Genomic DNA, 26,526 nt, shown 5'->3' on the forward strand with positions numbered 1-26,526 from the left:
CTACTGCCTCCCACGATGCCCCGTCACTGTGACGGGTTCGTGACCACCCTTATTCAGCCGCTTGCGCGAGCTCCTGGTCCTTCCACACCAGCACCGGTTTGCGCGCGGCCAGCGTTTCGTCGAGCCGGCTACGCGGCGCGAAATGCGGCGCGGATTTCAGCGCGACATCGCCCGCCTTGGCCCGCTCCGCCACTGACCGCAGCGCGCCGATGAACTGGTCGAGCGCCGCCTTGCTCTCGGTCTCGGTCGGCTCGACCAGCATCGCGCCGTGCACCACCAGCGGGAAATACATCGTCATCGGATGATAGCCCTCGTCGATCAGCCCCTTGGCGACGTCGATCGTCGAGAAACCCTCGGCCAGGTTCGAATCCGAGAACAGGGCCTCATGCATGCACGGCCCCGACGCCCCGAACGGTGCATCGAGCGTGCCGTCGAGCGAGCGCAGGATATAGTTCGCGTTGAGCACCGCATCCTCCGCCACCTGCCGCAGGCCGTCCGCGCCGTGGCTGAGGATATAGGTCAGCGCCCGGGTGAACATGCCCATCTGGCCCTGAAAGGCGACCATCCGGCCGAAGCTGCCAGCATGATGCTCCTCGGCGGTCTCTTCCTCGACGAGACGGAAGCCGTCCGCCGTCTTCTCGACGAAGGGCAGCGGCGCATAGGGCGCCAGCGCTTCCGAGAACACCACCGGCCCCGAACCCGGCCCGCCGCCGCCATGCGGCGTTGAGAAGGTCTTGTGCAGGTTGATGTGCATCGCATCGATGCCGAGATCGCCCGGCCGCACACGCCCGACGATCGCGTTGAAGTTCGCGCCGTCGCAATAGACCAGCCCGCCCGCCGCGTGGACCGCGTCGGAGATCTTGCGCATGTCCCGCTCGAACAGCCCGCAGGTATTGGGGTTGGTGATCATCACGCCCGCCACGTCCGGCCCAAGCCGTGCGGTCAGCGCCGCCAGATCGACCCGGCCTTCGCTGGTCGCGGGGATGTCCTCGACCGAATAGCCGGCAAAGGCCGCGGTCGCCGGGTTGGTGCCATGCGCGCTCTCCGGCACCAGGATCACCTTGCGGTGCCCCTCGCCGCGCGCTTCGAGCGCGGCGCGGATCGCGAGAATACCGCACAGCTCGCCATGTGCGCCCGCCTTGGGGCTCATCGCGACGGAATGCATGCCGGTCAGCGTCACCAGCCAGTGCGCGAGCTGGTGGATCACCTCGAGCGCGCCCTGCACCGTATCGACCGGCGCGAGCGGGTGGATATCGGCGAAACCGGGCAGCCGCGCCATCTTCTCGTTGAGCCGCGGGTTGTGCTTCATCGTGCACGAACCGAGCGGGAACAGGCCGAGGTCGATCGCGTAATTCTGCCGCGACAGGCGCGTGTAGTGGCGCACCGCTTCGGGCTCGGACAGGCCCGGAAGGCCAATCGGCGCCGACCGACTCAGGTTGCCAAGCCGCGAGGCGACCTTGGCCGGGGCCGCAACTTCCACACCCGTGGTCCCGGTCGAGCCGATCTCGAAGATCAGCGCCTCTTCGAGCATCAGCGCCTTGTTGCCGGTGAAGGTCGGGGCGGTTGCGGAACCGGCCTCGGGGCGCTCGGGGCGCCAGCCGCTTGCGTTGATCGTCATGCCTGGGCTCCCCGCACAAACCCGTTCGGGCTGAGCTTGTCGAAGCCCTGCCCTTCTTTTGAACGGTTGAAAGAAAAGAACAGCCCCCTTCGACTGCCTGCACAAGGCAGGCGCTCAGGACAGGCTTCGACAAGCTCAGGGCGAACGGAAGGAGGAGTGGTCATGCCAGCACCTCCTGGAGCGCGGAGGCAAGTGTCTCGACATCCTCCATGGTGGTCGTCTCGGTCACCGCGACGACCAGGCCGTTCGCCAGATCGCTCTCGCCCGGATAGAGCCGCCCGAGCGATACGCCGGCCAGGATGCCGCGATCGGCCAGCGTCCGCACCACGGGCCGCGCCTCGACCGGCAGCTTCAGGGTGAATTCGTTGAAGAAGGTCTCGTTGACCAGTTCGACGCCCGGTATTTGCACGAGCCGCTCCGCTGCGGCGACCGCACCGGCGTGGTTGGTCTCGGCCAGCGCGCGCAGTCCGGCCTCGCCGAGCAGGGTCATGTGGATCGAGAAGGCCAGCGCGCAGAGACCGGAATTGGTGCAGATGTTCGACGTCGCCTTTTCGCGGCGGATATGCTGCTCGCGCGTCGACAGCGTCAGCACGAAACCGCGACGCCCGTCCGCGTCCTGCGTCTCCCCGCAGAGCCGGCCCGGCATCTGGCGGACATATTTCTCCTTGCAGCCGAACAGCCCGACATAAGGCCCGCCGAACTGAAGCCCGACGCCGATCGACTGGCCTTCGCCCACGACGATGTCGGCATCCATCTCGCCCGGCGACTTGATCGCGCCCAGCGCCACCGGCTCGGTGACCACGGCGATCAGCAGCGCCTTCTTCGCATGGCACGCAGCGGCCAGTTCCGACAGGTCGGCGATGCGACCGAGGATATCGGGATACTGGACGACGACGCACGAGGTGTCGTTGTCGATCGCCGCGATCAGGTCGGCGATGTCGGTCCCGGCCGACAGCGAGGGCGTGCCGGTTTCGAGCACGTCACCGGTGAACTTCGCCATGGTCTTCGCGACGGAAACATAATGCGGGTGAAGCCCGGTCGACAGGATCGCCTTGGCCCGCTTGGTCACCCGCCGCGCCATGCCGATCGCTTCCCAGCAGGCGGTCGAGCCATCGTACATCGACGCGTTCGCCACATCGGTGCCGAGCAGCCGCGCGACCTGGGTCTGGAACTCGAACAGCATCTGCAGCGTGCCCTGCGCGATCTCGGGCTGATACGGCGTATAGGCCGTCAGATATTCGCCGCGCTGGATCAGATGGTCGACGCTCGCCGGCACATGATGCTTGTACGCACCGCAGCCAAGGAAGAAGGGCGCGTCGCCCGCCGCCAGATTCTTGCGCGCCAGCGCCGACATATGGCGTTCGACCGCCAGCTCGCTGGCATGGCCCGGAAGGCCGTGGATCGGACCATCGAGTTGGGCAATGGCGGGCACGTCGACGAACAGATCGTCGATCGACCTGGCGCCGATCGTGGCGAGCATCGCCTGACGATCATTGTCGGTAAGGGGCAAATACCGCATTCAAGCAATCTCCCCCCTCCCGCCTGCGGGAGGGGTCGGGGGTGGGCGCCCGGCCAATTCCGGGCGGAGCGTTGGAGGAAAGCGCGAGCCCACCCCCAACCCCTCCCGCAAGCGGGAGGGGAGTACGTCACATCAAAGCTTCGCGACGAAAGCGGCGTAGGCCGCCTCATCCATCAGGCCCTTGAGTTCTTCCGGATCGCTGAGCGTCAGTTTGAAGAACCAGCCCTCGGCCTCGGGATCTTCGTTGACGAGCCCGGGATTGTCGCCGAGCGCGGCATTGCCTTCAAGCACGGTGCCGGAGACCGGCGAATAGACGTCCGATGCGGCCTTGACCGATTCGACCACCGCGGCCTCGTCGCCCTTCGCCAGTTCCTTGCCCTCCGCCGGCACGTCGACGAACACGATGTCGCCGAGCTGGCCTTGCGCGTACTCGCTGATGCCGACCGTGCCGATGTCGCCGTCGACATCGACCCATTCATGATCTTCGGTGAAGTAACGGCTCATCTTACTTGCCTCCTGCTCGGACATAGCGGTGTGGAATCAGCGGCATCGCGGTGACGGTCGCCTGGTGGACCTTGCCGCGCTGCGTAATCTGGATGACGGTGCCGATCGCCGCCATCGCGGCGGGCACATAGGCCATGGCGATCGGCGCACCGAAGCTCGGGGCGAAACCGCCGCTGGTGACCTTGCCGACCTCGGAACCCTCCGCATCGACCACCGCCGCGCCCTCGCGCACTGGCTGGCGGCCTTCGACGACCAGGCCGACGCGCTTGACCGCCGCGCCCTGCTCGCGCTCGAGCAGGATACGCTCGGCGCCCATGAAATTGCCTTCCTCGCGACGGCGCTTGGACAAAGCGAAGCCGAGATCGGCCATCACCGGCGTGGTCTTGGGATCGAGATCATGCCCGTAGAGCGGCAAGCCGGCCTCGAGCCGCAGCGAATCGCGCGCGCCGAGCCCGATCGGCTTCACTTCGGCCTCGGCGGTCAGCGCATCGGCGAGTGCCTCGGCAGCCTCGGCCGGCACCGAAATCTCGAACCCGTCCTCACCGGTATAGCCCGAGCGGCTGATCCACAGCGGCGTGCCGTTCCACTCGAACGCACCCGCGGTCATGAACACCAACGCCTCGACGCCCGGCACCAGCCGCGACAGCACGTCAACCGCCTTGGGGCCCTGGAGCGCGAGCAGCGCCTGCTCGTCCATGATGTTGATCGTGATGTCCTCGGGCAGGTGATCGAGGAGATAGGAGATGTCGTCATATTTGGTCGCGCCGTTGACGACCATGTAGATGCCGTCCTCGCGGCGCGTGACCATCAGATCATCGAGAATGCCGCCATTCTCCGCGAGCAGCAGCGAATAGCGCATCTTCGTAGGGGCAAGCCCCTTGATGTCGCCCGGCAGCAGCGCTTCGAGCGCGGCATCGGCGCCGTCGCCGGTAAAGAGCAGCTGGCCCATATGGCTGACGTCGAACAAACCGGCGGAGTCGCGCGTCCACAGATGCTCGGCCATGATGCCTTCATACTGGACGGGCATGTGATAGCCGGCGAATTCGACCATCCGGCCGTCCCGCGCACGGTGCCACGCATCGAGCGGCAGCGTCTGGATCTCGATTTCGGGGCCTTCGTTGTCACTCAATGCCGGTCTCCGTCACAAGGTGTCACGGCGTTACGCAGCGCATCTTACGCCGCGTTTCGCCGCCCCCTCTGTCACGGGAACCTGAGAGCTTTGACCACCCGCTTGCGCAGGATGGCTTACCCCTTCGGTGGGCCGGGCAAACATCGCCTCGGCCGCTTTCCAGAGTGTCGATAGCCCGCGCGGTCCGGTGTGCCTGAGAGATTCCGGGGCGGTTGCTCCTTCGGCGCCCTGGATCAGGGATTCCATGCCAAGCCATTGCTTTGACAAGGGTCCCACGTCCGGGGTCTCTCCCGCGCGTGCCTATGGAAGTTGCCCTCCATCGACATGCCCGGTGTGACGCGGTGCAGCATGCGAGTCAATCGGCCTTGGTAACGCTTTTAGCTAAGCCATCAATTTGAGGGCACGGTGCCGCCATCCGTCATACAGCAGTTCCATACCCGCAAGGTCACGAAGCGCCGCCGGGTCGTGACGATGGTCCCCGGCGATGAGCAGACCGAAGACGCGGCGGACTGTCCACCCTGGCAAGGGGCGCTCGACCATCGCCAGGGCCTCGCCCGGCTCGGCGGCGCCTTCCTCGATCACGCGGTAATACCATCCGCTGCGCCGTTCCTTGACCATCAGTGCCGGGAGAGCCGGCCAGCGCAGCCGTTCAGCCTGCTTCCAGCAGGGTTGCCGGCCCTGGCTGATCTCGATCAGCGCGCGGCCCAGGCGGAACCGGTCGCCGATGCAGACCTGATCTTCGGTCAGCCCGAGCGTCGCGATATTCTCGCCAAAGGCCCCCGGCGCCGCGAGCACCGGATCGTCCACCCTGTCCTCGCTCCAGCGCGCATAATGATCATGGGGATAATGATGCAGCGCCTTGTCCGGTCCGCCATGAACGGTCGGATCGGCCTGCTCGTCGCCTTCCAGCCCAAGAAAGCCGATCTTCACCGGCCCGGTGACGGGAGACTTGGCGATGGCGCTGTTTTCACCCCGCCCGAGGTACCGGGCCTTACCCGTCAGCAGGGCAAAGGCCCGGACCTCGGTCACCGGGTGGCGTTGTACTTGAGCTGATCGTCGGTCAGCTGAAAGCCGACCAGCGCCTCGAAGGTAGCGCGCAGCACGGCCTGGCGAATCTCCGGACGAGTCAGCGGGTCGACCGCGGCGTCGCTGCCGCCCGCCTTGCGCTTTTCGGTCAGCTTCTTGCGGACATCTTCAGAAAGGCTGGCCGCCGCGCGGGAGATGGTGCTGCTCGCCTGGCCGCTGGCCGTCGCACGGTCCTGCCCGGCATTGAAATGCACGGAGACATGGCCGACGCGCTTGGCGATAACGGCGGTGCCGCCCCGCACGACGGTGATGAAATAGGGCAGACTCACGTCGCGCGCCGTATCGGTGCGCGCCCGGCGCGCCTGGATATCGAAGGTGACGGTGGTGACGATGTCGTCAGTCGCATCGGCGCAGGTGGAGCGGACATTGGTCATCACCGCCGCAACGTCGATCGCGGTCGCCGCGGTACTGGCCGGCGGATCGAACAGGGTGATATCGCCGGTCGCCGCGGGAACGCCGACGGTCGGACAGGCCGAACGGATCGCCGTGATGCCACCCGTTTCGTCAATGTCTCCGGTGGTGGAGCAGCCGCCGGCCAGCAGCATCAGGATGGCGGGAACGGCAATTTTCCGGGCTGTCACGGGCACACGCACCTTATCACATGGGAACACATAGGAAGGGGCCTCGCGCTCGCGCGCACCGGCCCCGGAACGACGCGCACCATAGGAACCGGCTTTCGCGCACGCAAGCAATCGCGTAGAGCCCATCGTGATGACCGATCTCCAGAAACCGCCACTCGAACTGCTCATTGCCGCGCCGCGCGGCTTTTGCGCTGGCGTCGACCGCGCGATCCAGATCGTCGAGCTGGCGATCGAGAAATATGGTGCGCCGGTCTATGTCCGGCACGAGATCGTCCACAACAAGTTCGTCGTCGATGCGCTGCGCGAGAAAGGCGCGATCTTCGTCGAGGAGCTTGACGAAGTGCCGGATGGCGTGCCGGTGGTCTTTTCCGCGCACGGCGTGCCCAAGGCAGTGCCGACCAAGGCAGCGCAGCGCGGCCTCTCCTATCTCGACGCCACTTGCCCGCTCGTCTCCAAGGTGCATCGCCAGGCCGAACGGCTGGTCGCCGCCGGCCGCCACATCGTCTTCATCGGTCATGAGGGCCATCCCGAGGTGATCGGGACCTTCGGCCAGGTCCCCGAAGGATCGATGTCGCTGGTAGAAACCGTCGCCGATGTCGAGACGATGACGCCGTCCGACCCCGCCAATCTCGCTTTCCTCACTCAGACGACGCTGTCGGTCGACGATACCGCCGCCATCGTCGAGGCGCTGCAGCGCCGCTTTCCCGCGATCCAGGCACCGCGTGGCGAGGACATTTGCTACGCCACGTCGAACCGTCAGGCCGCGGTCAAGAAGATCGCCGGCGCTTGCGACGCGATGCTGGTGATCGGCGCGCCCAATTCCTCCAATTCGGTCCGGCTGGTCGAGGTCGCGGTACGCGAGGGCACGCCGGCCCTGCTCGTGCAGCGCGCCAGCGATCTGAATTTCGACTTCCTCGAAGGCGTCCGGACACTCGGCATCACCGCCGGAGCCTCGGCCCCCGAAGTATTGGTCCGCGAACTCGTCGACCGGCTGTCGGAGCGGTTCGAGGTCAGCGAGTTCGAGGTCGAGACCACGCGCGAGACGATTTCCTTCAAACTGCCCCGCGGCCTCGAAGTCGCGGCCTGACTTCATGGCGGTATATACTCAGGTTTCAGCGGAGGCGCTGGGCGCCTTCCTGTCGCGTTTCGACCATGGCGAACTCGTCTCCGCCAAGGGGATCGCCGAGGGCGTGGAGAACAGCAATTACCTGGTCGATACGACCGCCGGCCGCTTCATCCTGACGCTCTACGAAAAGCGTGTGCATCTGGACGATCTGCCCTTCTTCTTTTCGATGATCGATCATCTCGGGAAACACGACCTGCCGGTGCCGCGCGCCCTGCCCGACCGCGACGGCACCGTGATCCATCAGCTCGAAGGCCGGCCCGCCTGCCTGATCGAGTTCCTGACCGGCGTCTCGGTCTCGCATCCCACCATCCCACAGGCCTTTGCCGCCGGCACCGCGATGGGCCGGATGCACGAGGCACTGGCCGATTTCCCCCTGACGCGCACCAATTCGATGGGCGTCGATACCTGGCGGCCATTATTCGAACGCTGTGGCCGCGACCTGGATGGCATCGCGCCGGGGCTGTACGACGATGTCGGTTTCGCGCTCGACGCGGTTCTCGCCGCCTGGCCCACCCACCTTCCGGTCGGCGCGATCCATGCGGACCTGTTCCCCGACAATGTCCTGATGCGCGGCGATGCCGTGACCGGGCTGATCGACTTCTATTTCGCCTGCACCGACATCCGCGCCTATGACCTTGCGGTCATGCACACTGCCTGGTCGTTCGACGCGACCGGAAGCAACGCCAATTGGGCGGTCGGGCGCGCGCTGATCGACGGCTACACGCAGTCGATCGATCTCACGCCCCAAGAACGGGCAGCCCTGATCCATCTCGCCAAGGGCGCCTGTATCCGTTTCCTTTTGTCGCGCGCCTGGGACTGGCTCAACACGCCGGCTGATGCGCTGGTCACGCGGAAGGATCCGCTCGCCTATCTCCGCCGCCTCAGGGCCTATGAGACACAGGGCGCGGGGCAATTCGCATGACGACGGAACTCACCAAAGTCGAAATCGCCACCGACGGCGCGTGCAAGGGCAATCCGGGGCCGGGCGGCTGGGGCGCGGTGATCCGTGCCGGCACGCGCGAGCGCGACATTTCGGGAGGCGAAAAGCTGACCACCAACAATCGGATGGAGCTCAGGGCAGCGATCGAGGGCCTGAACGCGCTCACGCGCCCGTGCCATGTCGTCCTCTCGACCGACAGCCGCTATGTCATGGACGGCCTGACCAAATGGATCAAAGGCTGGCAGAAGAATGGCTGGAAGACCGCTGCCAAACAGCCGGTCAAGAATGCCGACCTCTGGCAGGCGCTGCTGGCCGCCGCCAAGCCGCACCGCATCGAATGGCTCTGGGTGAAGGGCCATGCCGGGCACCCCGACAATGAACGCGCCGACAAGCTGGCCAGCGACGCCGCGATGGCGGCGGGGCGAGGCTAGCGCCTCCTGGTGTCACCCCGGACTTGTTCCGGGGCCGATCGCCGCAAATCTGGACGATGAGGAGTAGCGTCGCATTCGCCAGCGCTCCGCTTGATTCAACACAACGCCTGAATCTGCCATCCATGGGCGATGACCGCGCATGCTCCCGTCTCCAATGCAGCCCTTCGATTACATCGGCGCGCCAATTCCCTGATCAAGCCCAACCAATTCCCTGTTCCGCGCCGGAATTTCCCTGTTCTGCGGAAACAGGGAAACGATCTTCAACACTCTGTTTTTGCACTTATATTTCGCAGACAGCCTGCCCAAAACAGGCCCGAAAACAAAAAATTCCCTGTTCCGTGGCCGGAACAGGGAATTTCGGTGGTCCCATCGTCGATCCATCGGCTGCCGATCGCAGCACGCGATTGGCAGGAAAGACTCAACCCTCTTCGATCGGCGCGCCCGGTCCATTCTTCAGCACCGACTCGATCGCGTTCTTCGCGCCGGCCTTGCTCGAATAGCCCTCGGTCCAGAAGATGATTTCGCTGTTGTACTTGAACTTGGCGACATACTCGCCGGCCTTGTTCTGCTCGATCACGAACTTATGCGCCATGTCTTCTCTCCCTGGCTGATTGACGCAGGTTAGGCTTGGTTGCCCCGTTATACCAGTGCGGCGAATCGGTCCGGCGCATATCGGGCCGGATCGATCGCAGCGACCGCCGGGTCCGCCGGCCGCCCGAGCAGCAGCGCGGCCGCCAGCATCGCGCCGGCGGGCGCGGTCTGGATGCCGAACCCGCCCTGTCCGGCGCACCAGAAAAAGCCGGGAAGCCGCGGATCGAACCCGTAAACGGGCAGCCGGTCCGGTGCGAAACTCCTGAGGCCGGCCCAGCGCCGCTCGACCGCGGTCACGCGCCAGTCGACCACCTGCTCGAACCGGTCGATCGCGATCGCCACATCGATTTCCTCGGGCTGGACGTCGCACGGCGCGACTCGGGTCTCGTCATGCGGGCTGAGCCACAGGCGCCCGCCCGCCTCCGGCTTGAAATAGAAATTGCCCGAGATGTCGGCAACATGCGGCAGCCCGGCGGGCGCGGCAGGATGGGTCCGCAATTGAGTCATGGTGCGGCGATAGGGCTGGATCCCGACCGGCATCGCGCCCGCGATCCGCGCCAGCTCGTCCGCCCATGCGCCGGCGGCATTGACCAGGATCGCCGCGGCGACGTCTCCCGCGGGGGTGGTGAGCCGCCACTGCCCGCCAGCGCGTCCGGCGGTTTGAAGCGGTGCGTTCAGGATCATCTCCGCACCGGCGCGGCGGGCACGGGCGATATAGTCGGCATGAAGAGCGGCGACGTCGATATAGGCACTGCTCGCCTCCATCACGCCGAGCGTCCAGTCGTCGCGCAACCCGGGAACGAGGGTCGCCGGGTCGACGCGATCGAGCGCGACGATCCCCTCGAACTCGGCGAGAAAGGTATCGATCGCCGCCGCGTCCCTGGCCCGGCCGATATGGAGCGACCCCAACGGCGCCAGGAAACCGCCCGCCTCCAGCACTGGGCCCGAGGCAGTGGTAAGCGGCTGCACGCCCGGGCCGCCATAGCTTTCCGACCAGAAGGCAGCCGAGCGGCCGGTGGCGTGATAGCCCGGCGCATGCTCGCCCTCGATCAGCAGGACCGACGCATGGGGCGCCGCCGCCGCTGCAAGGCTCGCCCCGGCGATCCCGGCCCCGACGATCGCGATATCGTACCGCTTCACGATTCCGTCCCCGCGAGCGTCAGCGCTGTACGCGCGCGGCGAGGAAGAGGTCGATCGTGCTGATCGCGCGATTGCGCACCCCGTCTGCCTCGCGCAGGATTTCGTGCGCCGATTCCAGCCCGAACCGCTCGACCTGCACATCGGGCAATCGCTCGGCGACCTGCAGTGCGGCCTTGGCGCTGACCAGCTTGTCCGCCTCGGCGACGAGCATCAGCACCGGCACCCTCATCGTCGCGAGTCGCGGATCGTCGCGCAGGCGCCGGGTCGACTCGAACGCCTTCAACACCCAGCGCCAGCTCGGCGGACCAAGCACGAGCTCGGGCTTGCTCGCTTGCCAATATAGTTCGTCCTCATAACGGGCGGGGTCGTGAGTCAGCAGCGCCTGGCGCGTGGCGGTGGTCGCCGGACGCTCATTGACCTTCCAGGCGGCGCGCGCCGGATTGCCGACTCGGTTCAGAACCCTGGCGAGCCGCTCGCCCATCCCGGCGCCGAGCGGACTGTGCAGACCGAGCATTGGCGCGACCAGCACCGCCGCGGCGGGCCGCGCGACACCCTCGGTCAGCGCACGCAACACCAGGTGCCCGCCCATCGAGTGACCCATCAGCACCTGCGGACCCTCCGCCTCGGCTGACCATTCAGTCCAGAAGGCGGCGAAATCGTCGATGAAGGTGTCGAAGGTCTCGATATGCCCGACATGCTGGTCGGGTGACAGCCGCCCGGATCCGCCCTGCCCGCGCCAGTCGAACGCGGTGATCGACCAGCCCTGGCCATGCCAGTGCGCGAACGCCTCGAGATATTTTTCGAAGATGTCGCCCCGGCCGCCCTGGAACAGGATGCTGCCGCGCGGATGCCCTTCGGCGGGCCAGTCGAAACGCCGCAGCCGCCAGCCGTCCGGGGCGGTCCAGAACGTGATCCGGGCAGTGGCCGGAATCGCGCGGCGATACAGCTGCGGGGAAACCATTCACGCTGGTTACTTTTTGGAAAGCCATGTCGTCTAGGTAAATTGCTGATGGTTGGGGGAATATCAAACGCTTTGCTGATCGGCGCGCTTGCGCTGCTCCTTGTTTCCGCGGGGATCCAGGATGCGCGCACCCGCGAGATCGCCAATTGGAAGAACCTCGCGATCGCGCTGCTCGCGCCCTTGTGGTGGTGGGCCAATGGCTGGGCGATCTGGCCGGACATCGCGATCCAGGTCGGCGTCGCGGCGATCGTCTTCGCTTTTTTCATCGGCGCGTTCGCCATGGGATGGATGGGCGGCGGCGACACCAAGATGATCGGTGCGCTCGCCCTGTGGTTCCCGTTCGACACGCTCGTCTGGATGCTGATCGTGATGTCGCTGCTCGGCGGCGCGCTCACGCTGCTGCTCATGATCGAGCGCGCGATCCGCAAGAAAACCGAACGGCCGGAAATCCCTTACGGCGTGGCGATCGCGGTCGCCGCGCTGCTCACTCTTCGCGAACCGATTCTTAATCAGTTCCTGTGAATGCTTAACGCGGGTTCAATCGTCCCGCGCCGGAAAGGCTTGAAAAGTCATGGATAGTCGCAAGATCATTCTTCTGGTGGGCGCCCTGATCGTCGCTGCGATCACCGCGTTCATGGCACGCAGCCTGATCCTGGGCGGGGCCGCCCCCCAGGCTGGCGCCGCCACGGCGGTCGCCGCGCCGGTCGATGGACCGGAGGTGCTCGTCGCCACCCGCGCGTTGCCGGTCGGGACGATCCTGGATGCCACCGCGCTGAAGTTCCAGCCCTGGCCCAAGGAGCTGGTCGACAATGCCTATTTCATCAAGAAGGACACCAACCTGCAGTCGCTGCAGGGCACGGTCGTCCGCAACGCGATCACCGCTGGCCAGCCGGTCACGCAGGGCGCGCTCGTCAAGCCGGGCGATCGCGGCTTCCTCGCGGCGGCGCTCGGGCCGGGCATGCGCGCCGTCACCTTCCCCGTGTCGGCGCAGACCGGCGTCGCCGGCTTCGTCTTCCCGGGTGACCGGATCGATCTGGTGCTGACCCAGACGGTACCTGGCGGCGGCGACGGCCCGCCGCTCAAGGTGGCCGAGACGGTGATGCGCAACCTGCGCGTGCTGGCGACTGACCAGCGCACCGACAATACGGTGGGCGACGACGGCAAGACCGTGGTTCACACCTTCTCGAACGTGACGATCGAGGCAACGCCCAAGATCGCGGAGAAGATTGCGGTCGCCCAGACGCTCGGCTCGCTCTCCCTGTCGCTGCGCTCGATCGCCGACAATGCCAGCGAACTCGAGGAAGCGATCGCCAATGGCGACGTCACCGTGCCCGAGGGCAATGACCCCAAGGCGGAGAAGGCCATGCTGATGCAGGTCGCGAGTCAGCCCCAGGCGGGCAGTTCGACGATCGCCACGGGTGCCGACGTGTCGCGCTTCCAGCGCAGCACGGTCCCCGGCAAGGCGTCCGCAACACCGGCCGAAGGTGGAAGCGGGGCTTTCCCGGGCGCCGCCGCGCCGGTCGGCCCGATGGTGCGCGTCGCGCGGGGAAATTCGGTGACCGATGTTCCGGTCGGGGGGAAGAAGTAGCATGCGTATCACGAACCTCTTGCACCGCTCGGTTGCGGTGACGGCGGCGGCGGCCATGGTCGCCAGCCTGCCGGCCACCGCCATCGCGGGCGCCGCCAAGGCCGGCCAGGCCAAGCCGCGCTCGATCGCCGGGCGTCCCGCCCGGGTGGGCAGGCCGCCGGTCGGCTCGCAGCGGCCGACCCGCGAAGTGTTGCTCTCGATCGGCCAGGGTGAACTGATCACCCTGCCGGCCGACGTCGCCGATGTGTGGGTGTCCAACTCGGGCATAGCCGACGTCTATGTCAGCAACCCGCGCCAGATCCACCTTTTCGGCAAGGAATTCGGCGAGGCGACCCTGTTCGCGACCAACGCGGCGGGCGGCGTGATCTATTCGGCGAACGTCCGGGTCAGCCAGAACATCACCTCGATCGATCGCATGCTCAAGCTCGCGATGCCGGAGGCCGATATCCATGTCTCCACCACCGGACAGATCGCCGTGCTGACCGGCACCGTCGCCGCGCCCGATGACAGCGCTCAGGCGGAACGGCTGGTGACGTCGCTGCTCAACCCCGGGGTCGACGCTTCGACGCCCGGCGCGACGCTCAAGATCGGCGTGTTCAATCGCCTCCGCACCGCGACCCCGCTGCAGGTCAATCTGCAGGTACGCTTCGCCGAGGTCAGCCGCAGCTTCATCAAGAATGTCGGCGTCAACCTCAAGTCGCTCGACTCGACAGGCGGCTTCCTGTTCGGCATCGGCTCCGGCCGCGATCCCGGCACGATCACCCCTGGCGTACCGCCAACCCCGACGACGCCGGGGACCGGCACGTCCTTCACTTTCCTGAACGGCTCGCAGCGCACGACGCTCGGCCTTGCCGGCAAGCTGTTCGGGCTCGACCTGCTGAGCGCGATCGATCTGGGCGAGACGATCGGCCAGGTGTCGACGCTGGCCAATCCGAACCTCACCGCGCTGTCGGGCGAAACCGGCACTTTCCTCGCCGGCGGCGAAGTGCCGATCCCGATATCGCAGGGCCTCGGCACGGCGACGGTTGAATTCAAGCAATATGGCGTCAGCCTGGCCTATACGCCGACCGTGCTGGCCGACGGGCGGATCTCGCTGCGCGTGCGGCCGGAGGTGTCGCAGCTTGACTATTCGAACGCGGTCGCGATCGGCACCACGCGCGTTCCCGGCTTCATCACCCGCCGCGCGGAGACCACGGTCGAGTTAGGTTCGGGCCAGAGCTTCATGATCGGCGGCCTGCTGCAGAACAACCACAACAACTCGTTCGACAAGACGCCGGGTGTCGGCGACGTTCCGATCCTCGGCGCCCTGTTCCGCTCCAACGCGTTCCAGCGCAACGAGACCGAGCTGGTGATCGTCATCACGCCGTATCTGGTGAAGCCGGTCAATGCGAACGAGATCGCCCTGCCGACCGACGGCTACAAGGCACCGACCGACCTGGACCGCATCCTGCTTGGCCAGCTGACCGGCACCACCCCTAGCGGCGCCCGGCCCAAGCCGAGCATGGCCCCACCCGCCGGCGCCGCGCCCGCGCTCGGCGCGGTGGCCCCGGTTCCGGTGGTGCCCGCGCCCGCGCCGCAACAACGCCGCGAGGAACAGGCCGGCAATTCCGCACTGCCCGAAGCCAGTCCAAGGTCGAAAAAAGGTGCGAGCGCCGCACCCGGTTTCAGCTTCAATTGAGCGTCTCGAGGGATAGACCCATGATCAAGCGTACGATCCTTCTCGCAACCGCCTTCGCCCCGGCCCTGTTTCTGGGTGCGTGCGGCACGCCGAACCGCGCCCTGGAATCGGTCCACCAGCCGGTGGTCAGCCGGACCGACTATGTGTTCGACGTCAACACCAGCGGAAACACGCTGGCCCCGGGCGAGGCGAAGCGCCTGGCCGGCTGGATGGCCTCGCTGCGGCTCGGTTACGGCGATCGCGTCGCGATCGACGATCCCAACCCCTATGGGGGTGGCATTCGCGACGAGGTCTCGGCCGAGATCGCGCATTACGGCTTGTTGCTGTCGGACGATGCGCCCGTCACCGGCGCGACCGTCGCCCCCGGCACGGCGCGGATCGTGGTCAGCCGCATGAAGGCGTCGGTGCCCGGATGCCCGGACTTCAGCCGCCCTTCCCAGCCCGAGTTCGAGAGCAACACCTCGTCCAATCAGGGATGCGCGATCAACACGAACCTGGCGGCGATGGTCGCCAATCCGGCCGATCTCGTGCGTGGCCAGCCCGGCGCCGAGGTCAATGACCCCGCGGTCTCCACCCGCGCCATTGGAAACTATCGCAAGGCAACGCCCACCGGGACGGGCGGCCTGAAAGATGCCGGGAGCAAATGATATGAACGCCCCCTTCAACAGCGGCCGCGTCGGCCATCGCGAACCCTTTGTCGCCTTTGTCTGCGACGAAACCACGGCAGAGGCTGTCCGCCCCGTCGCCATCGAAATGGGCTGGGTCGCGGAAAAGGTGAACAAGGGCGGGCTGCGCAACGCAGTCCAGTCCCTGTCGGTCTCGGCCAGCCCCCAGATCCTGTTCGTCGACCTGTCCGAGTCGAGCGATCCGCTGGCCGACATCAACGGGCTCGCCGAGGTGTGCGAGCCCGGCACGGTCGTGATCGCCGCTGGCCAGGTCAATGATGTCCGCCTCTACCGCGATCTCGTGGTCAGCGGCATCCAGGACTATCTGCTCAAGCCGCTGACCCCGGACATGCTGCGCGAGGCATTCACGCACGCGCAGACCATCCTCAACGCACCCAAGCTGCTCGATGCCGGCACTGAACGAGCCCATTGCTCCACCGCCTTTATCGGCGCGCGCGGCGGCGTCGGCGCCTCGACGCTGGCGACGTCGGTTGCCTGGATCCTCAGCGAAAAGGGCGCGCGGACCACCGCGCTGCTCGATCTCGACGTGCATTTCGGCACCGGCGCCCTGGCGCTCGACCTCGAACCGGGCCGCGGGCTGACCGACGCGATCGAGAACCCGAGCCGCATCGACGGCCTGTTCATCGAGCGCGCGATGGTCAAGGCAAGCCAGACGCTGTCGGTGCTGTCCGCCGAGGCGCCGATCAACGCCCCGGTCCTGACCGATGGCGCTGCGTTCTACCAGCTTCAGGAGGAGATGCGCGCCGCGTTCGAGTGCACGATTGTCGATCTGCCGCGCAACATGCTGGTCCAGCATCCGCATCTCATCACTGACGTGCAGGTCGCCGTGGTGGTGACTGAGCTCACCCTGGCCGCGGCGCGGGATTCGATCCGGATCCTGTCCTGGCTGAAGACAAACGCGCCCCAGACCCAGGTGTTCGTCGTCGCCAACAAGATGCACGTCAACGGCCAGCTCGAGATCAGCCGCAAGGATTTCGAGGGCTCGATCGAGCGCAAGATCGATTTCGTCATCCCCTTCGACCAGAAGCTGGGCGCGCAGGCGGCCAAGCTGGGCAAACCCTTCGCCGAGACAGGCAAGGGATCCAAGACGACTCAGCCGATGGTCGAGCTGGCGACGAAGCTGATGGGCGTCGGCGAAGCCGCCGGCAAGGACGAGGCCCGCAAGAAGCCGCTTGAACGGGGCGGATCGCTGATGGGCAAGTTCGCCGACCTCAAGTCGATGATGCCAAAGCGTCCGGCGAAGAAATGAGCTGGCCGGTGCCTGCTCGGGATGGTGCCGGCGCGCGCCGCCGGGCGAAAAAATGCGCGGACGTAAACCGTCCGTCAACGAAACGGGGCGCTTGATACCGTGATGGAACTGATGCCGTTCATCATGCTGTTCGGGGGCGCGGCCACGGTGCTGGTGCTGATGGCGTTCGCCCTTGCCGGGCCTTCACCGGAACGCGCGCGGGAACGTCGCCTGACGGCCGTCCGCGCGCGGCACAGCGAGTCTTCCAACGCGCTGGTCGAAGCGCAGATGCGCCGCATCACCGCGAGCCGGGCGACCCGGATGGACGCGGCGGCGATGCGATTCCTCCCTCGCCCTGCCCTGCTCAAGAAGCGGCTGGCGATGACGGGCAAGACCTGGACGGTCGGCCAGTACGGCATGGCCACATTGGGCATCACCGTGATCTTTGGCCTGCTGCTCGCGCTGCAGGGCCTGCCGATCCTGCTGTCGCTGCTTCTCGGCATCATGCTCGGCGGCGGGCTCCCGCATTTCACGGTGAGTTTTTTCATCAAACGCCGCATCGCGAAGTTCAACGCGAAATTCCCTGACGCAATCGAGCTGCTCGTCCGGGGCCTGCGCTCCGGCCTGCCGATCAGCGAGACCATCGGTGTGGTCGGCCATGAGGTCGAAGGCCCGGTCGGCGTCGAGTTCCGGTCGATCACCGACAAGATGAAGATCGGCCGGACGATGGACGTCGCGCTGCAGGAAACCGCTGACCGGCTCGGCACGCCCGAATTCCAGTTCTTCGTCATCACCATCGCGATCCAGCGCGAGACCGGCGGCAATCTCGCCGAAACGCTCGCCAATCTCGCCAATGTGCTGCGCATGCGCGGCCAGATGAAGCTGAAGATCAAGGCGATGTCGTCCGAATCCAAGGCCTCGGCCTATATCATCGGCGCCCTGCCCTTCATCGTCTTCGGCATGATCTGGATGATCAACGGCAGCTATATGCAGAATTTCTTCATCGACCAGCGGCTGATGGTCGCGGGCGGTGGCGGCCTGATCTGGATGGGCATCGGCGCCGGGATCATGGCCAAGATGATCAACTTCGAAATCTGAACAAGGGCGACACGGCACTTCCATGGGCGAAACGGCTGGACCAACGATCCTCGGGGTCGACGTGATGTGGGTGGCGACGCTGCTTTCCGGTGTCGCCGCGTTCGCGGTGCTGCTGGCGATCTATGCCGCCACCACCGCGCGTGACCCCATGGCCAAGCGCGTCAAGGCGCTGAACGACCGCCGCGAGCAGCTCAAGGCCGGCATCACCGCCTCGACCAAACGCCGCGCGAAACTCGTCACCAAGAACGAGACGACCGACCGGATCAAGTCGATCCTGTCCGGCCTGAAGGTGCTGCAGGACAGCCAGGTCAAGGTCGCGCAGATCAAGCTGATGCAGGCCGGAATACGATCCAAGGAATATGCCGTCGCGGTGATCTTCGGACGCCTCGTGCTGCCGATCATCTTCGGCGGGCTGATGCTCTACCTCGTCTACGGCACCGACATGTTCGCCGAATATAGCGCGTTGAAGCGCTACGGCATCGTCGCGATCAGCTTCATCATGAGCTACAAGGCGCCGGACATCTTCCTGAAGAACAAGATCGACAAGCGTTCCAAGGCAATCCGCAAAGGCCTGCCCGATGCGCTCGATCTGCTCGTCATCTGCGCCGAGGCGGGATTGACCGTGGACGCCGCGTTCAACCGCGTCGCCCGCGAGCTCGGCCGCGCCTATCCCGAACTGGGCGACGAATTCACCCTCACCGCGATCGAGCTTGGCTTTCTGTCGGAGCGCCGCCAGGCGTTCGAGAACCTCGCCATGCGGGTCAAGCTCGACGCACTGAAAGGTGTGGTCACCACCATGGTGCAGACCGAGAAATACGGTACGCCGCTCGCGTCGGCGCTGCGCGTGCTCTCCGCCGAGTTTCGCAATGAACGCATGATGCGCGCCGAGGAAAAGGCTGCCCGGCTCCCGGCGATCATGACCGTGCCGCTGATCCTGTTCATCCTGCCGGTGCTGTTCATCGTCATTCTCGGCCCCGCGGCCTGCTCGATCTCCGACGCGTTCAAATAACGCGTCCCCCCCGCCCCGTCCCGAAAGGGAGGGGCGGGGGTGGGTGCGCGGGCCAAAAGACTCGTTGCACCACGTTCCGCAGCCCCGAGCAGTGCCTTGAGCCCCGCGCATCGCTGACCACCCTTCCGGGAGTGAAACCGGAAGGTTCAGCCCCGTGCCGCCAGCGCGGCCTGCGCCGCCGCCAGCCGCGCAATCGGCACCCGGTATGGCGACGCGCTCACATAATCGAGCCCGATGGACTCGCAGAAGGCGATGCTCGCCGGGTCCCCGCCATGCTCGCCACAGATGCCGAGCTTGATGTCGGGCCGTGTCGCCCTGCCCCGCTCCGCCGCCATTTCGATCAGTTCGCCGACGCCCTCGACATCGAGGCTGACGAACGGGTCCTTCGGATAGATCCCCCGCTCGACATAGGTCGTCAGGAAGCGCGCGGCGTCATCACGGCTGACACCGAGGGTCGTCTGCGTCAGGTCATTGGTGCCGAAGGAGAAGAAGGCGCCAACCTCCGCGATCTCGCCCGCCTTCAAGGCAGCGCGCGGCAATTCGATCATGGTCCCGACGAGATACTCGATCGTCCTGCCCTTGTCGGCGAACACCGCCGCCGCGGCCTTGTCGACCACGGCCTTCATCAGCTCGAGTTCGCGGCGCGTCGCAACCAGCGGGATCATCACCTCGGGGATCGGCGCGGCGCCCGATTTCTCGGCCACTTCGACCGCAGCCTCGAAGATGGCGCGGGCCTGCATCTCGTAGATCTCGGGATAGGTCACACCGAGGCGGCAGCCGCGATGGCCAAGCATGGGGTTGAACTCATGCAGTTCCGCCGCGCGGCGCTTCAGCACCTCGACCGCGACGCCCGCTGCGCTGGCGACCTCGGCGAATTCGGCTTCCTCATGCGGCAGGAATTCGTGCAGCGGCGGATCGAGCAGGCGGATGGTGACGGGCAGGCCCGCCATCACCTCGAACAGCTGGATGAAATCGGCGCGCTGCTCGGGCAACAGCTTGTCGAGCGCGAGTCGCCGTCCCTTCTCGTCCTCGGCCAGGATCATCTGGCGCACCGCGGTAATGCGCGCGGCGTCGAAGAACATATGCTCGGTGCGACACAACCCGATGCCCTCGGCGCCGAACTCGCGCGCCACTCTCGCATCGAGCGGCGTCTCGGCATTGGCGCGGACCTTCAGGCGGCGCACGCCATCGGCCCAGACCATCAAGGTGCCGAAATCGCCGGCCAGCTCGGGCTGGACGGTCGGCACCGCGCCCATCATCACTTCGCCGGTCGAGCCGTCGATGGTGACGATATCGCCTTCCTTCACTTCGCGCCCGCCGACCCGCATGATCCCCGCCTTGGCGTCGATCGCGATCGTGCCGGCACCGGAAACGCAGGGACGCCCCATGCCGCGCGCGACCACCGCCGCATGACTGGTCATGCCGCCGCGTGCCGTGAGGATGCCCCGGGCGGCATGCATGCCGTGGATATCCTCAGGCGAGGTCTCGACCCGGATCAGGATGACGCTGTCACCGGCGTTGGAGCGCTTCTCGGCCGTATCGCTGTCGAACACCGCCGCACCCGAGGCCGCACCGGGGCTGGCCGGCAGCCCCTTGGCGATCACGTCGCGCGTCGCGGCGGGATCGAGCGTCGGGTGGAGCAACTGGTCGAGCGCGGCGGGATCGACCCGCGCGACGGCTTCCTCACGCGTGATCAGGCCTTCCTCGGCCATGTCGACCGCGATCTTCAGCGCGGCCTTGGCGGTGCGCTTGCCCGATCGGGTCTGGAGCATCCAGAGCTTGCCCTGCTGCACCGTGAACTCGATGTCCTGCATGTCGCGGTAATGCGTCTCGAGCAGGTCGAACACCTTGGCCAGTTCGGTGAAGGTCTCCGGCATTGCCTCTTCCATCGAGGCCGGCTTGGCGCCCGCGGCCTCGCGCGCGGCGAGCGTCAGATATTGCGGGGTACGGATACCGGCGACGACGTCCTCGCCCTGCGCATTGATCAGGAACTCGCCATAATAGGCCCGGTCGCCCTTGGCCGGATCGCGCGTGAAGGCAACGCCCGTCGCCGAGGTATCGCCCATATTGCCGAACACCATCGCCTGGACGTTGACCGCCGTGCCCCAGCTTGCCGGGATGTCGTTGAGCCGGCGATAGACCTTGGCGCGTTCCGACTGCCACGATCCGAATACCGCGCCGAYCGCGCCCCAGAGCTGSTYRTGCRSGTCCTGCGGGAACGGCTTGTGCCACTGCGCCTCGACCAGCGCCTTGTATTCGACGACGAGCGCCTGGAGATCCTCGGCGGTCATGTCGGTGTCGAGGAAATAGCCCTTGTCTTCCTTCGCGATTTCGAGCGCTTCCTCGAAGCTGTGATGATCGAGCTCGAGCACCACGTCCGAATACATCTGGATGAAGCGGCGATAGCTGTCCCAGGCGAAGCGCGCATCGCCCGAGGTCTCGGCAAGGCCCTGCACCGTCTCGTCATTGAGGCCGAGGTTGAGCACCGTGTCCATCATGCCCGGCATCGACGCGCGGGCACCCGAGCGGACCGAGACGAGCAGCGGATCGGCCGCATCGCCGAACTTCTTGCCGGTCACGCCCTCGATATGGCCGATGCCGGTGGCGACTTCGGCGCGCAGCCCCTCGGGGAATTGCCCGCCCTCGTCATAATAGACGGCGCAGAAGTCGGTCGAGATGGTGAAGCCGGGCGGGACCGGCAGGCCGATCGACGCCATCTCCGCCAGGTTCGCGCCCTTGCCGCCGAGCAGATTCCGGTCGCCCTTGCCGCCGTCGGAAACACCCCCGCCGAAGCGGTAAACGTACTGCGTCATTGCTCAGTCCTCTGTGTGCCTGGTTTTTTCGCTGGGGAGGCGAGGCAATCTGGTGTCGGCGGGGCGAAGATGCGTGTCGTCAGCCCTCGATTTTGGAAAAGTCGGCAACCGAATGAACCGCATCGCGAACCCGCGCGAGGAGCGCGAGGCGCGCTTCGCGTTTGACGGGGTCCGGGTCGTTGACGGTCACATCGTCGAAGAACCGGTCGATCGGTGCCCGGAGCGAGGCGAGCGCTGCCATGGCGGCTTCGAAATCCTCGGCCTCGACGGCTGTTGCGGCGCGCGGCGCGGCGTCGTCGAGCGCAGCGATCAACGCCGCCTCGGCTGGTTCGGGTACGTAAGGCAGCTCTTCCCCTCCGTTCGCTTCGAGCGAAGTCGAGAAGCAGTGGGCCGGCTTCGCAACATCGTTCGACGGAGAGGACTCGCCCGACAAGGTGTCTCGACTTCGCTCGACACGAACGGTTTGGGTTTGGTCCCATCCCTCCTTCTTGAGGATATTCGCCGCACGCTTGTACCCGGCCAGTAGGTTGGTGCCGTCCTCGGTGGTAACGAAGGTCTGGAGCGCGTGGACGCGGGCAAGCAGGCGAACGAGATCGTCTTCGCCGCCTAGCGCGAAGACGGCGTCGATCAGGTCGTGGCGGACGCCGGCTTCGCGTTGCTGGACCTTGAGGCGGTCGGCGAAGAAATCGAGGAGTTGCTGGACAAGACCTTCAGCGGCGCTCTTCTCAACGTCCGTCCAAGACCGACTAGGATCGTATCCGCCCATAATGCTGACCATTAATCGGCCAAGATACTCCTGATTTCCCTGAATGTTCTGCCCACGCAGCTTGGACAATTCGGCCATCATCTGAGCGTTCAAATAGGTAGTTCTGACCAAATCGAAACTTGCCATCGTCAGGGTCGCCAGTGGCAGACGAAGCTGGTTGGTTTGCACTACGCTAAAAACCCCGAGCGCCGACCGACGTAGAGCGAACGGGTCCTTCGAGCCTGTCGGAAACATTCCAACGGCAAAGAACGCGACTAGCGTATCGAGCTTATCAGCCAGCGACACGGCCACGGTCACCGGCGCAGTAGGCACTTCATCACCCTGCCCGACAGGCTTGTAGTGATCCCGGACCGCCTCAGCGACCGCAGCCGCTTCCCCCTGCGCGCGAGCATAATAACCACCCATCAAGCCCTGAAGCTCGGGGAACTCGCCGACCATGCCGGTGACGAGATCAGCCTTGGCCAGGCGCGCAGCCCGTTCGGCCATGTCGGCGAGGCTCATTCCCTCTCCCCCTGTGGGAGAGGGAGGGAGGAGCGAAGCGACGGAAGGGTGAGGGGGATGAGGTTCGAGACCCGAGCGAGTGTCCCCCTCACCCTTCCCATCGCTTTGCGATGGGCCCCTTCCCTCTCCCACAAGGGGAGAGGGAGAAGAAGGGACAATGCCCTCCTCAACCAGCCACCGCGCCAGCTTCGCGACCCGCTCGACCTTGTCGGCGAGCGTCCCGAGCTTCTCGTGAAACACGATCTTCTCGAGCTTCTTCGCCTGCTCGTCGAGCGGCACCCTGAGGTCCGTCTCATAGAAGAACTTCGCATCCGACAGCCGCGCCGCGAGCACCTTGCGGTTGCCCTCGACGATCTTCGCGCCACCATCGACCGCGTCGATATTGGCGGTGCAGATGAACGCATCGGCGAGCTTCCCGTCCGCCCCACGGCAGACGAAATATTTCTGGTTCACCCGCGCCGTCAGCTGGATCACCTCGGGCGGAACGCTCAGGAATTCGGGATCGAAACGGCCGAGCAGCGGCACCGGCCATTCGGTGAGGCCAGCATTCTCGGCAACGAGACCCTCGTCCTCGATCAGCTCAAGCCCGGCCTCAGCCGCCAGCGCTTTGGCGCGGTCGCGGATGATCGTGCGGCGTTCGTCCTGGTCGACCAGGACGTGGCAGGCGCGCAGCTTGTCGGCATAGTCGCCGGCGTTGCCGATGGTGATGACACCCGGGTGGTGGAAGCGGTGGCCGACCGTCGCCGCGCCGGAGGCGATGCCGGCGATCTCGAACGGCACCACATCGTCGCCGAGCAGCGCGACGATGCCCTGCAGCGGCCGCACCCAGCGCAGGCTCTCGGTCGAGCTGGAGGCATCGCCCCAGCGCATCGACTTGGGCCAGGGAAAGGCGCGGATGATCGCCGGAATCGCCTCGGCCAGCACGTCCGCGGTCGCGCGGCCGGGCTTTTGCGTGACGGCGAAGAGCACTTTGTTACCCTTGCCGTCGTCGCGCTCCTCGAGCTGGTCGCGGGTCAGGCCAGTCGAGCGCAGGAAGCCTTCCAGCGCCTGGGCCGGCGCGTCGGCGCGGGGCCCCTTGCGTTCTTCGGCGGTGGCCTCGGTTTCGGCCGGCAAGTCTCGGGCGATCAGGGTCAGGCGGCGCGGCGTCGCGAAGGTGACGATCGCGTCGGCGCGCAGGCCCGCTCTGTCGAGTTCGGCCGCAAACAGGCGAGCGAGATCGTCGCGCGCCCTGTCCTGCATGCGCGCGGGGATTTCTTCCGAGCGGAGTTCGAGGAGGAAGTCGGTCATTATAGTTCCTCCCCGGAACGGGGAGGGGGACCGCCGAAGGCGGTGGAGGGGATTGGAGCGCGATATGCTTGCTCCAGAGCTTCCATCTCAATTCGCGACGACACTCGGTACGCAGCCGGCCGCGCTCCAAGCCCCTCCACCATGCTACGCATGGTCCCCCTCCCCGTTCCGGGGAGGAACTGAGATGTCGCGCGCCGCATCACGCCGCCCACCCGTTCTTGTCCATCCACGCCTGGCAGCTGCCCTTCGCCAGATCGCGCACGCGCCCCATATAGGCCTGTCGTTCCGCCACCGAGATCACGCCCCGCGCCTGGAGCAGATTGAACACATGGCTCGCCTTGATCGCCTGCTCGTACGCCGGGATCGGCAGCTTCGCCTCCAGGCAATTCTCGCATTCGGCGGTCGCCTTGCGGAACAGGTCGAACAGCGCCTCGGTGTTCGCGACCTCGAAATTCCAGGTCGATTGCTCGATCTCGTTTTCGAGGAACACGTCCCCATAAGTCACGCCAGCATCATTATAGGCCAGGTCGTAGATGCTGTCCTTGTTCTGGAGGTACAGCGCCAGCCGCTCAAGCCCATAGGTCAGCTCGCCGGCGACCGGCTTGCAGTCGAATCCGCCCATCTGCTGGAAATAGGTAAACTGGGTCACCTCCATGCCGTCGCACCAGACTTCCCAGCCCAGTCCCCAGGCGCCGAGCGTCGGCGATTCCCAATCGTCCTCGACGAAGCGGATGTCATGCCGCGTGAAATCTATCCCGATCGCCGCGAGCGACCCGAGATAGAGTTCCTGCAAATCGGGCGGGCTCGGCTTCAGGATTACCTGATACTGGTAATAATGCTGCAGCCGGTTGGGATTCTCGCCGTAACGCCCGTCGGTCGGCCGGCGGCAGGGCTGGACGAAGGCGGCATTCCATGTGTCCGGGCCGAGCGCACGAAGCGTCGTTGCGGTGTGGAAGGTCCCCGCCCCCATTTCCATGTCGTAAGGCTGCAGGATCAGGCAGCCGCGCTCACTCCAATAGTCATGGAGCGTGAGGATCATGCGCTGGAAGCTCAGCGGCTCGGTCACGGTGCGGGAAAACCCTTCGCAGATGCAGTATAACTCTTTCCGCCGCTTTGGCGCATGCCCCGAAAAGGGTCAACCGCCCCCGGCTATGGCGGTCACGCTTTGAGGCGCGCCGGACGCACCATCCGCGAAATCGGGGTTAAGCGGGTGGAGTGCCGCCCGGATTGCCGATAAGCACGCGCCAGATCCCTTTCAGGAACCCCCTTATGAAGATGTTCGGCAAGCTGATCGCGCCGTTGACTCTGTTGTTCGCGGCGCCGGCCTGCGCCCAGCCTGCCCCCACCGCCCCCGTCGCCCCGCGCGTTGCCGATCCGGCGCTGTGGGTGGTCAGGGACAAGGACACGACTATCTATCTGTTCGGCACCATCCATGTGCTGAAGCCCGGCCTGAGCTGGTTCGACGACGGGGTGAAGAAGGCGTTCGATTCGTCGAAGGAAGTGGTGCTCGAGCTGGTCATGCCTGATGCCGCGGCCATGCAGGCGCTGGTCATGGCCAAGGGCATCGCGCATGACGGCATTCCGCTGACTCAGCGCCTCCCAGAGGCGAAACGCCCCGCGCTGGCCAAGGCGCTGACCGATCTCGGCCTGCCCGCGACCGCGTTCGACTCGATGGAGCCCTGGTATGCCGCGACCAACCTGTCGCTGCTGCCGCTGCTGAAAAAGGGCTATGACGTCAGCAATGGCCCGGAACAGTCGATCAGCAAGGCCGCCGCCGCGCAGGGCAAGCCGGTGACCGGGCTGGAGACGGCGGAAGAACAGCTCAACATCTTCGACAGCCTGTCGATGCCGGCGCAAGTCGCTTTCCTGACCAACACCATCGACGAGATGCCCAAGCTCGATGCGACGATGAACACGATGGTCGACAGCTGGGCAAAAGGCGACCCCGATGCGCTGGGCCGCACGCTCAACGACGATCTCGACGCCTCGCCCGAGGTGAAGAAGGCGCTGCTGGTCGATCGCAACAAGCGCTGGGCGTTCTGGATCAGCAATCGCATGAAGCAGCCAGGCACGGTGTTCATCGCGGTCGGCGCCGGGCATCTGGCGGGCAAGGACAGCGTGCTCGAGCAGCTCCGCGGCTACCGGCTCAACGCAAAGCGGGTGAAGTATTGACGCCCAAGCGCGCCACCAACTCTCTCGGTCACCCCGGGGCACGCAACGCTTGCCTCCAGCCCCCCTCTCCCCTA

At 66.0% G+C, this 26,526-nt stretch carries 23 protein-coding genes and 1 riboswitch; of the genes, 11 read left to right on the forward strand and 12 right to left on the reverse strand.

Features of this window, described 5'->3' with window-relative positions; translation table 11 throughout:
* Window positions 1–49: 49 nt before the first annotated feature.
* The 6 genes from gcvPB to AC1DX5_RS07755 all read right to left on the reverse strand — a co-directional run bounded on the left by gcvPB (window position 50) and on the right by AC1DX5_RS07755 (window position 6,401).
* A complete protein-coding gene (gene gcvPB, locus AC1DX5_RS07730) occupies window positions 50–1,618 on the reverse strand; it encodes an aminomethyl-transferring glycine dehydrogenase subunit GcvPB (RefSeq protein WP_465173699.1) in 1,569 nt (522 codons plus the stop codon).
* Between the two features lie 160 nt (window positions 1,619–1,778).
* Entirely contained in the window at window positions 1,779–3,137 is a 1,359-nt protein-coding gene (gene gcvPA / locus AC1DX5_RS07735; protein WP_478014749.1) for an aminomethyl-transferring glycine dehydrogenase subunit GcvPA, read from the reverse strand.
* A 132-nt stretch (window positions 3,138–3,269) separates the two neighbouring features.
* Window positions 3,270–3,641, reverse strand: coding sequence for a glycine cleavage system protein GcvH (gene gcvH / locus AC1DX5_RS07740; RefSeq protein WP_465177143.1), 372 nt, complete (start codon window positions 3,639–3,641; stop codon window positions 3,270–3,272).
* A 1-nt stretch (window position 3,642) separates the two neighbouring features.
* Window positions 3,643–4,770 (reverse strand): glycine cleavage system aminomethyltransferase GcvT, encoded by a 1,128-nt coding sequence (gcvT, locus tag AC1DX5_RS07745; RefSeq protein ID WP_478014750.1) that lies wholly within the window; start codon window positions 4,768–4,770, stop codon window positions 3,643–3,645.
* Window positions 4,771–4,940: 170 nt separating this feature from the next.
* A riboswitch (glycine riboswitch) is annotated at window positions 4,941–5,073 on the reverse strand.
* Window positions 5,074–5,151: 78 nt separating this feature from the next.
* Entirely contained in the window at window positions 5,152–5,799 is a 648-nt protein-coding gene (locus AC1DX5_RS07750; protein ID WP_465176955.1) for an MOSC domain-containing protein, read from the reverse strand.
* Window positions 5,796–6,401, reverse strand: a complete 606-nt coding sequence (locus AC1DX5_RS07755; protein WP_465177144.1) for a hypothetical protein — start codon at window positions 6,399–6,401, stop codon at window positions 5,796–5,798. The genes AC1DX5_RS07750 and AC1DX5_RS07755 overlap by 4 nt, the downstream gene beginning before the upstream one ends.
* A gap of 166 nt (window positions 6,402–6,567) precedes the next feature.
* Between AC1DX5_RS07755 and ispH the strand changes: the two genes are divergently transcribed.
* From ispH to rnhA, 3 genes are read left to right on the forward strand one after another with little or no spacing between them, the layout of a single operon-like run.
* On the forward strand, window positions 6,568–7,524 hold the full coding sequence (gene ispH, locus AC1DX5_RS07760) for a 4-hydroxy-3-methylbut-2-enyl diphosphate reductase (RefSeq protein ID WP_465173704.1): 957 nt from the start codon (window positions 6,568–6,570) through the stop codon (window positions 7,522–7,524).
* A 4-nt stretch (window positions 7,525–7,528) separates the two neighbouring features.
* Window positions 7,529–8,485: a homoserine kinase gene (thrB, locus tag AC1DX5_RS07765; RefSeq protein ID WP_465173705.1), complete on the forward strand. Its 957-nt coding sequence runs from the start codon at window positions 7,529–7,531 to the stop codon at window positions 8,483–8,485.
* Complete coding sequence (rnhA, locus tag AC1DX5_RS07770) at window positions 8,482–8,934, forward strand: ribonuclease HI (protein ID WP_465173706.1); 453 nt, start codon at window positions 8,482–8,484, stop codon at window positions 8,932–8,934. The genes thrB and rnhA overlap by 4 nt, the downstream gene beginning before the upstream one ends.
* A gap of 418 nt (window positions 8,935–9,352) precedes the next feature.
* On the opposite strand, the gene AC1DX5_RS07775 is transcribed toward rnhA, so the two are convergent.
* Genes AC1DX5_RS07775 through AC1DX5_RS07785 form a run of 3 tightly spaced genes read right to left on the reverse strand, consistent with a single transcriptional unit; the run spans window position 9,353 to window position 11,626 of the window.
* Window positions 9,353–9,526, reverse strand: coding sequence for a YegP family protein (locus AC1DX5_RS07775; protein ID WP_465173707.1), 174 nt, complete (start codon window positions 9,524–9,526; stop codon window positions 9,353–9,355).
* A gap of 47 nt (window positions 9,527–9,573) precedes the next feature.
* Complete coding sequence (locus AC1DX5_RS07780; protein WP_465173708.1) at window positions 9,574–10,665, reverse strand: NAD(P)/FAD-dependent oxidoreductase; 1,092 nt, start codon at window positions 10,663–10,665, stop codon at window positions 9,574–9,576.
* Window positions 10,666–10,684: 19 nt separating this feature from the next.
* Complete coding sequence (locus AC1DX5_RS07785; RefSeq protein ID WP_465173709.1) at window positions 10,685–11,626, reverse strand: alpha/beta fold hydrolase; 942 nt, start codon at window positions 11,624–11,626, stop codon at window positions 10,685–10,687.
* A 48-nt stretch (window positions 11,627–11,674) separates the two neighbouring features.
* Here AC1DX5_RS07785 and AC1DX5_RS07790 point away from each other — a divergent pair, with 48 nt between their 5' ends.
* From AC1DX5_RS07790 to AC1DX5_RS07820, 7 genes are all read left to right on the forward strand, one after another.
* On the forward strand, window positions 11,675–12,148 hold the full coding sequence (locus AC1DX5_RS07790; protein WP_465173710.1) for an A24 family peptidase: 474 nt from the start codon (window positions 11,675–11,677) through the stop codon (window positions 12,146–12,148).
* A gap of 49 nt (window positions 12,149–12,197) precedes the next feature.
* The gene (gene cpaB / locus AC1DX5_RS07795; RefSeq protein ID WP_465173711.1) at window positions 12,198–13,214 is read left to right on the forward strand and encodes a Flp pilus assembly protein CpaB; all 1,017 of its coding nucleotides are present in this window, start codon (window positions 12,198–12,200) and stop codon (window positions 13,212–13,214) included.
* 1 nt (window position 13,215) lies between these two features.
* On the forward strand, window positions 13,216–14,892 hold the full coding sequence (locus tag AC1DX5_RS07800) for a type II and III secretion system protein family protein (protein ID WP_478014751.1): 1,677 nt from the start codon (window positions 13,216–13,218) through the stop codon (window positions 14,890–14,892).
* 20 nt (window positions 14,893–14,912) lie between these two features.
* The gene (locus tag AC1DX5_RS07805) at window positions 14,913–15,539 is read left to right on the forward strand and encodes a CpaD family pilus assembly protein (RefSeq protein ID WP_465173713.1); all 627 of its coding nucleotides are present in this window, start codon (window positions 14,913–14,915) and stop codon (window positions 15,537–15,539) included.
* Window position 15,540: 1 nt separating this feature from the next.
* Window positions 15,541–16,827 (forward strand): pilus assembly protein CpaE, encoded by a 1,287-nt coding sequence (locus AC1DX5_RS07810; RefSeq protein ID WP_465173714.1) that lies wholly within the window; start codon window positions 15,541–15,543, stop codon window positions 16,825–16,827.
* 102 nt (window positions 16,828–16,929) lie between these two features.
* The gene (locus AC1DX5_RS07815; RefSeq protein WP_465173715.1) at window positions 16,930–17,904 is read left to right on the forward strand and encodes a type II secretion system F family protein; all 975 of its coding nucleotides are present in this window, start codon (window positions 16,930–16,932) and stop codon (window positions 17,902–17,904) included.
* A 22-nt stretch (window positions 17,905–17,926) separates the two neighbouring features.
* Window positions 17,927–18,913, forward strand: a complete 987-nt coding sequence (locus tag AC1DX5_RS07820) for a type II secretion system F family protein (protein ID WP_465173716.1) — start codon at window positions 17,927–17,929, stop codon at window positions 18,911–18,913.
* Between the two features lie 146 nt (window positions 18,914–19,059).
* Here AC1DX5_RS07820 and ppdK read toward each other — a convergent pair whose 3' ends face one another.
* From ppdK to AC1DX5_RS07835, 3 genes are all read right to left on the reverse strand, one after another.
* On the reverse strand, window positions 19,060–21,726 hold the full coding sequence (gene ppdK / locus AC1DX5_RS07825; RefSeq protein ID WP_478014752.1) for a pyruvate, phosphate dikinase: 2,667 nt from the start codon (window positions 21,724–21,726) through the stop codon (window positions 19,060–19,062).
* 79 nt (window positions 21,727–21,805) lie between these two features.
* Window positions 21,806–24,280, reverse strand: a complete 2,475-nt coding sequence (glyS, locus tag AC1DX5_RS07830) for a glycine--tRNA ligase subunit beta (protein WP_478014753.1) — start codon at window positions 24,278–24,280, stop codon at window positions 21,806–21,808.
* Window positions 24,281–24,479: 199 nt separating this feature from the next.
* Window positions 24,480–25,319, reverse strand: a complete 840-nt coding sequence (locus AC1DX5_RS07835; RefSeq protein ID WP_465173945.1) for a glycine--tRNA ligase subunit alpha — start codon at window positions 25,317–25,319, stop codon at window positions 24,480–24,482.
* Window positions 25,320–25,549: 230 nt separating this feature from the next.
* On the opposite strand from AC1DX5_RS07835, the gene AC1DX5_RS07840 reads away from it, so the two are divergent.
* On the forward strand, window positions 25,550–26,452 hold the full coding sequence (locus AC1DX5_RS07840) for a TraB/GumN family protein (RefSeq protein ID WP_478014754.1): 903 nt from the start codon (window positions 25,550–25,552) through the stop codon (window positions 26,450–26,452).
* Window positions 26,453–26,526: the final 74 nt, after the last annotated feature.

It is taken from the genome of Sphingomonas sp. P2_B6 (assembly GCF_056404755.1).

Bases quoted from the DNA above. Each gene is read 5' to 3' on its own strand.
- gcvH (WP_465177143.1), bottom strand. From the start codon at position 3,641: ATGAGCCGTTACTTCACCGAAGATCATGAATGGGTCGATGTCGACGGC.
- ispH (WP_465173704.1), top strand. From the start codon at position 6,568: ATGACCGATCTCCAGAAACCGCCACTCGAACTGCTCATTGCCGCGCCG.
- AC1DX5_RS07785 (WP_465173709.1), bottom strand. From the start codon at position 11,626: ATGGTTTCCCCGCAGCTGTATCGCCGCGCGATTCCGGCCACTGCCCGG.
- AC1DX5_RS07775 (WP_465173707.1), bottom strand. From the start codon at position 9,526: ATGGCGCATAAGTTCGTGATCGAGCAGAACAAGGCCGGCGAGTATGTC.
- rnhA (WP_465173706.1), top strand. From the start codon at position 8,482: ATGACGACGGAACTCACCAAAGTCGAAATCGCCACCGACGGCGCGTGC.
- AC1DX5_RS07815 (WP_465173715.1), top strand. From the start codon at position 16,930: ATGGAACTGATGCCGTTCATCATGCTGTTCGGGGGCGCGGCCACGGTG.
- glyS (WP_478014753.1), bottom strand. From the start codon at position 24,280: ATGACCGACTTCCTCCTCGAACTCCGCTCGGAAGAAATCCCCGCGCGC.
- AC1DX5_RS07790 (WP_465173710.1), top strand. From the start codon at position 11,675: ATGGTTGGGGGAATATCAAACGCTTTGCTGATCGGCGCGCTTGCGCTG.
- gcvPB (WP_465173699.1), bottom strand. From the start codon at position 1,618: ATGACGATCAACGCAAGCGGCTGGCGCCCCGAGCGCCCCGAGGCCGGT.
- gcvPA (WP_478014749.1), bottom strand. From the start codon at position 3,137: ATGCGGTATTTGCCCCTTACCGACAATGATCGTCAGGCGATGCTCGCC.
- AC1DX5_RS07800 (WP_478014751.1), top strand. From the start codon at position 13,216: ATGCGTATCACGAACCTCTTGCACCGCTCGGTTGCGGTGACGGCGGCG.
- AC1DX5_RS07820 (WP_465173716.1), top strand. From the start codon at position 17,927: ATGGGCGAAACGGCTGGACCAACGATCCTCGGGGTCGACGTGATGTGG.
- AC1DX5_RS07755 (WP_465177144.1), bottom strand. From the start codon at position 6,401: ATGCTGCTGGCCGGCGGCTGCTCCACCACCGGAGACATTGACGAAACG.
- AC1DX5_RS07805 (WP_465173713.1), top strand. From the start codon at position 14,913: ATGATCAAGCGTACGATCCTTCTCGCAACCGCCTTCGCCCCGGCCCTG.
- cpaB (WP_465173711.1), top strand. From the start codon at position 12,198: ATGGATAGTCGCAAGATCATTCTTCTGGTGGGCGCCCTGATCGTCGCT.
- thrB (WP_465173705.1), top strand. From the start codon at position 7,529: ATGGCGGTATATACTCAGGTTTCAGCGGAGGCGCTGGGCGCCTTCCTG.
- AC1DX5_RS07840 (WP_478014754.1), top strand. From the start codon at position 25,550: ATGAAGATGTTCGGCAAGCTGATCGCGCCGTTGACTCTGTTGTTCGCG.
- AC1DX5_RS07810 (WP_465173714.1), top strand. From the start codon at position 15,541: ATGAACGCCCCCTTCAACAGCGGCCGCGTCGGCCATCGCGAACCCTTT.
- AC1DX5_RS07835 (WP_465173945.1), bottom strand. From the start codon at position 25,319: ATGATCCTCACGCTCCATGACTATTGGAGTGAGCGCGGCTGCCTGATC.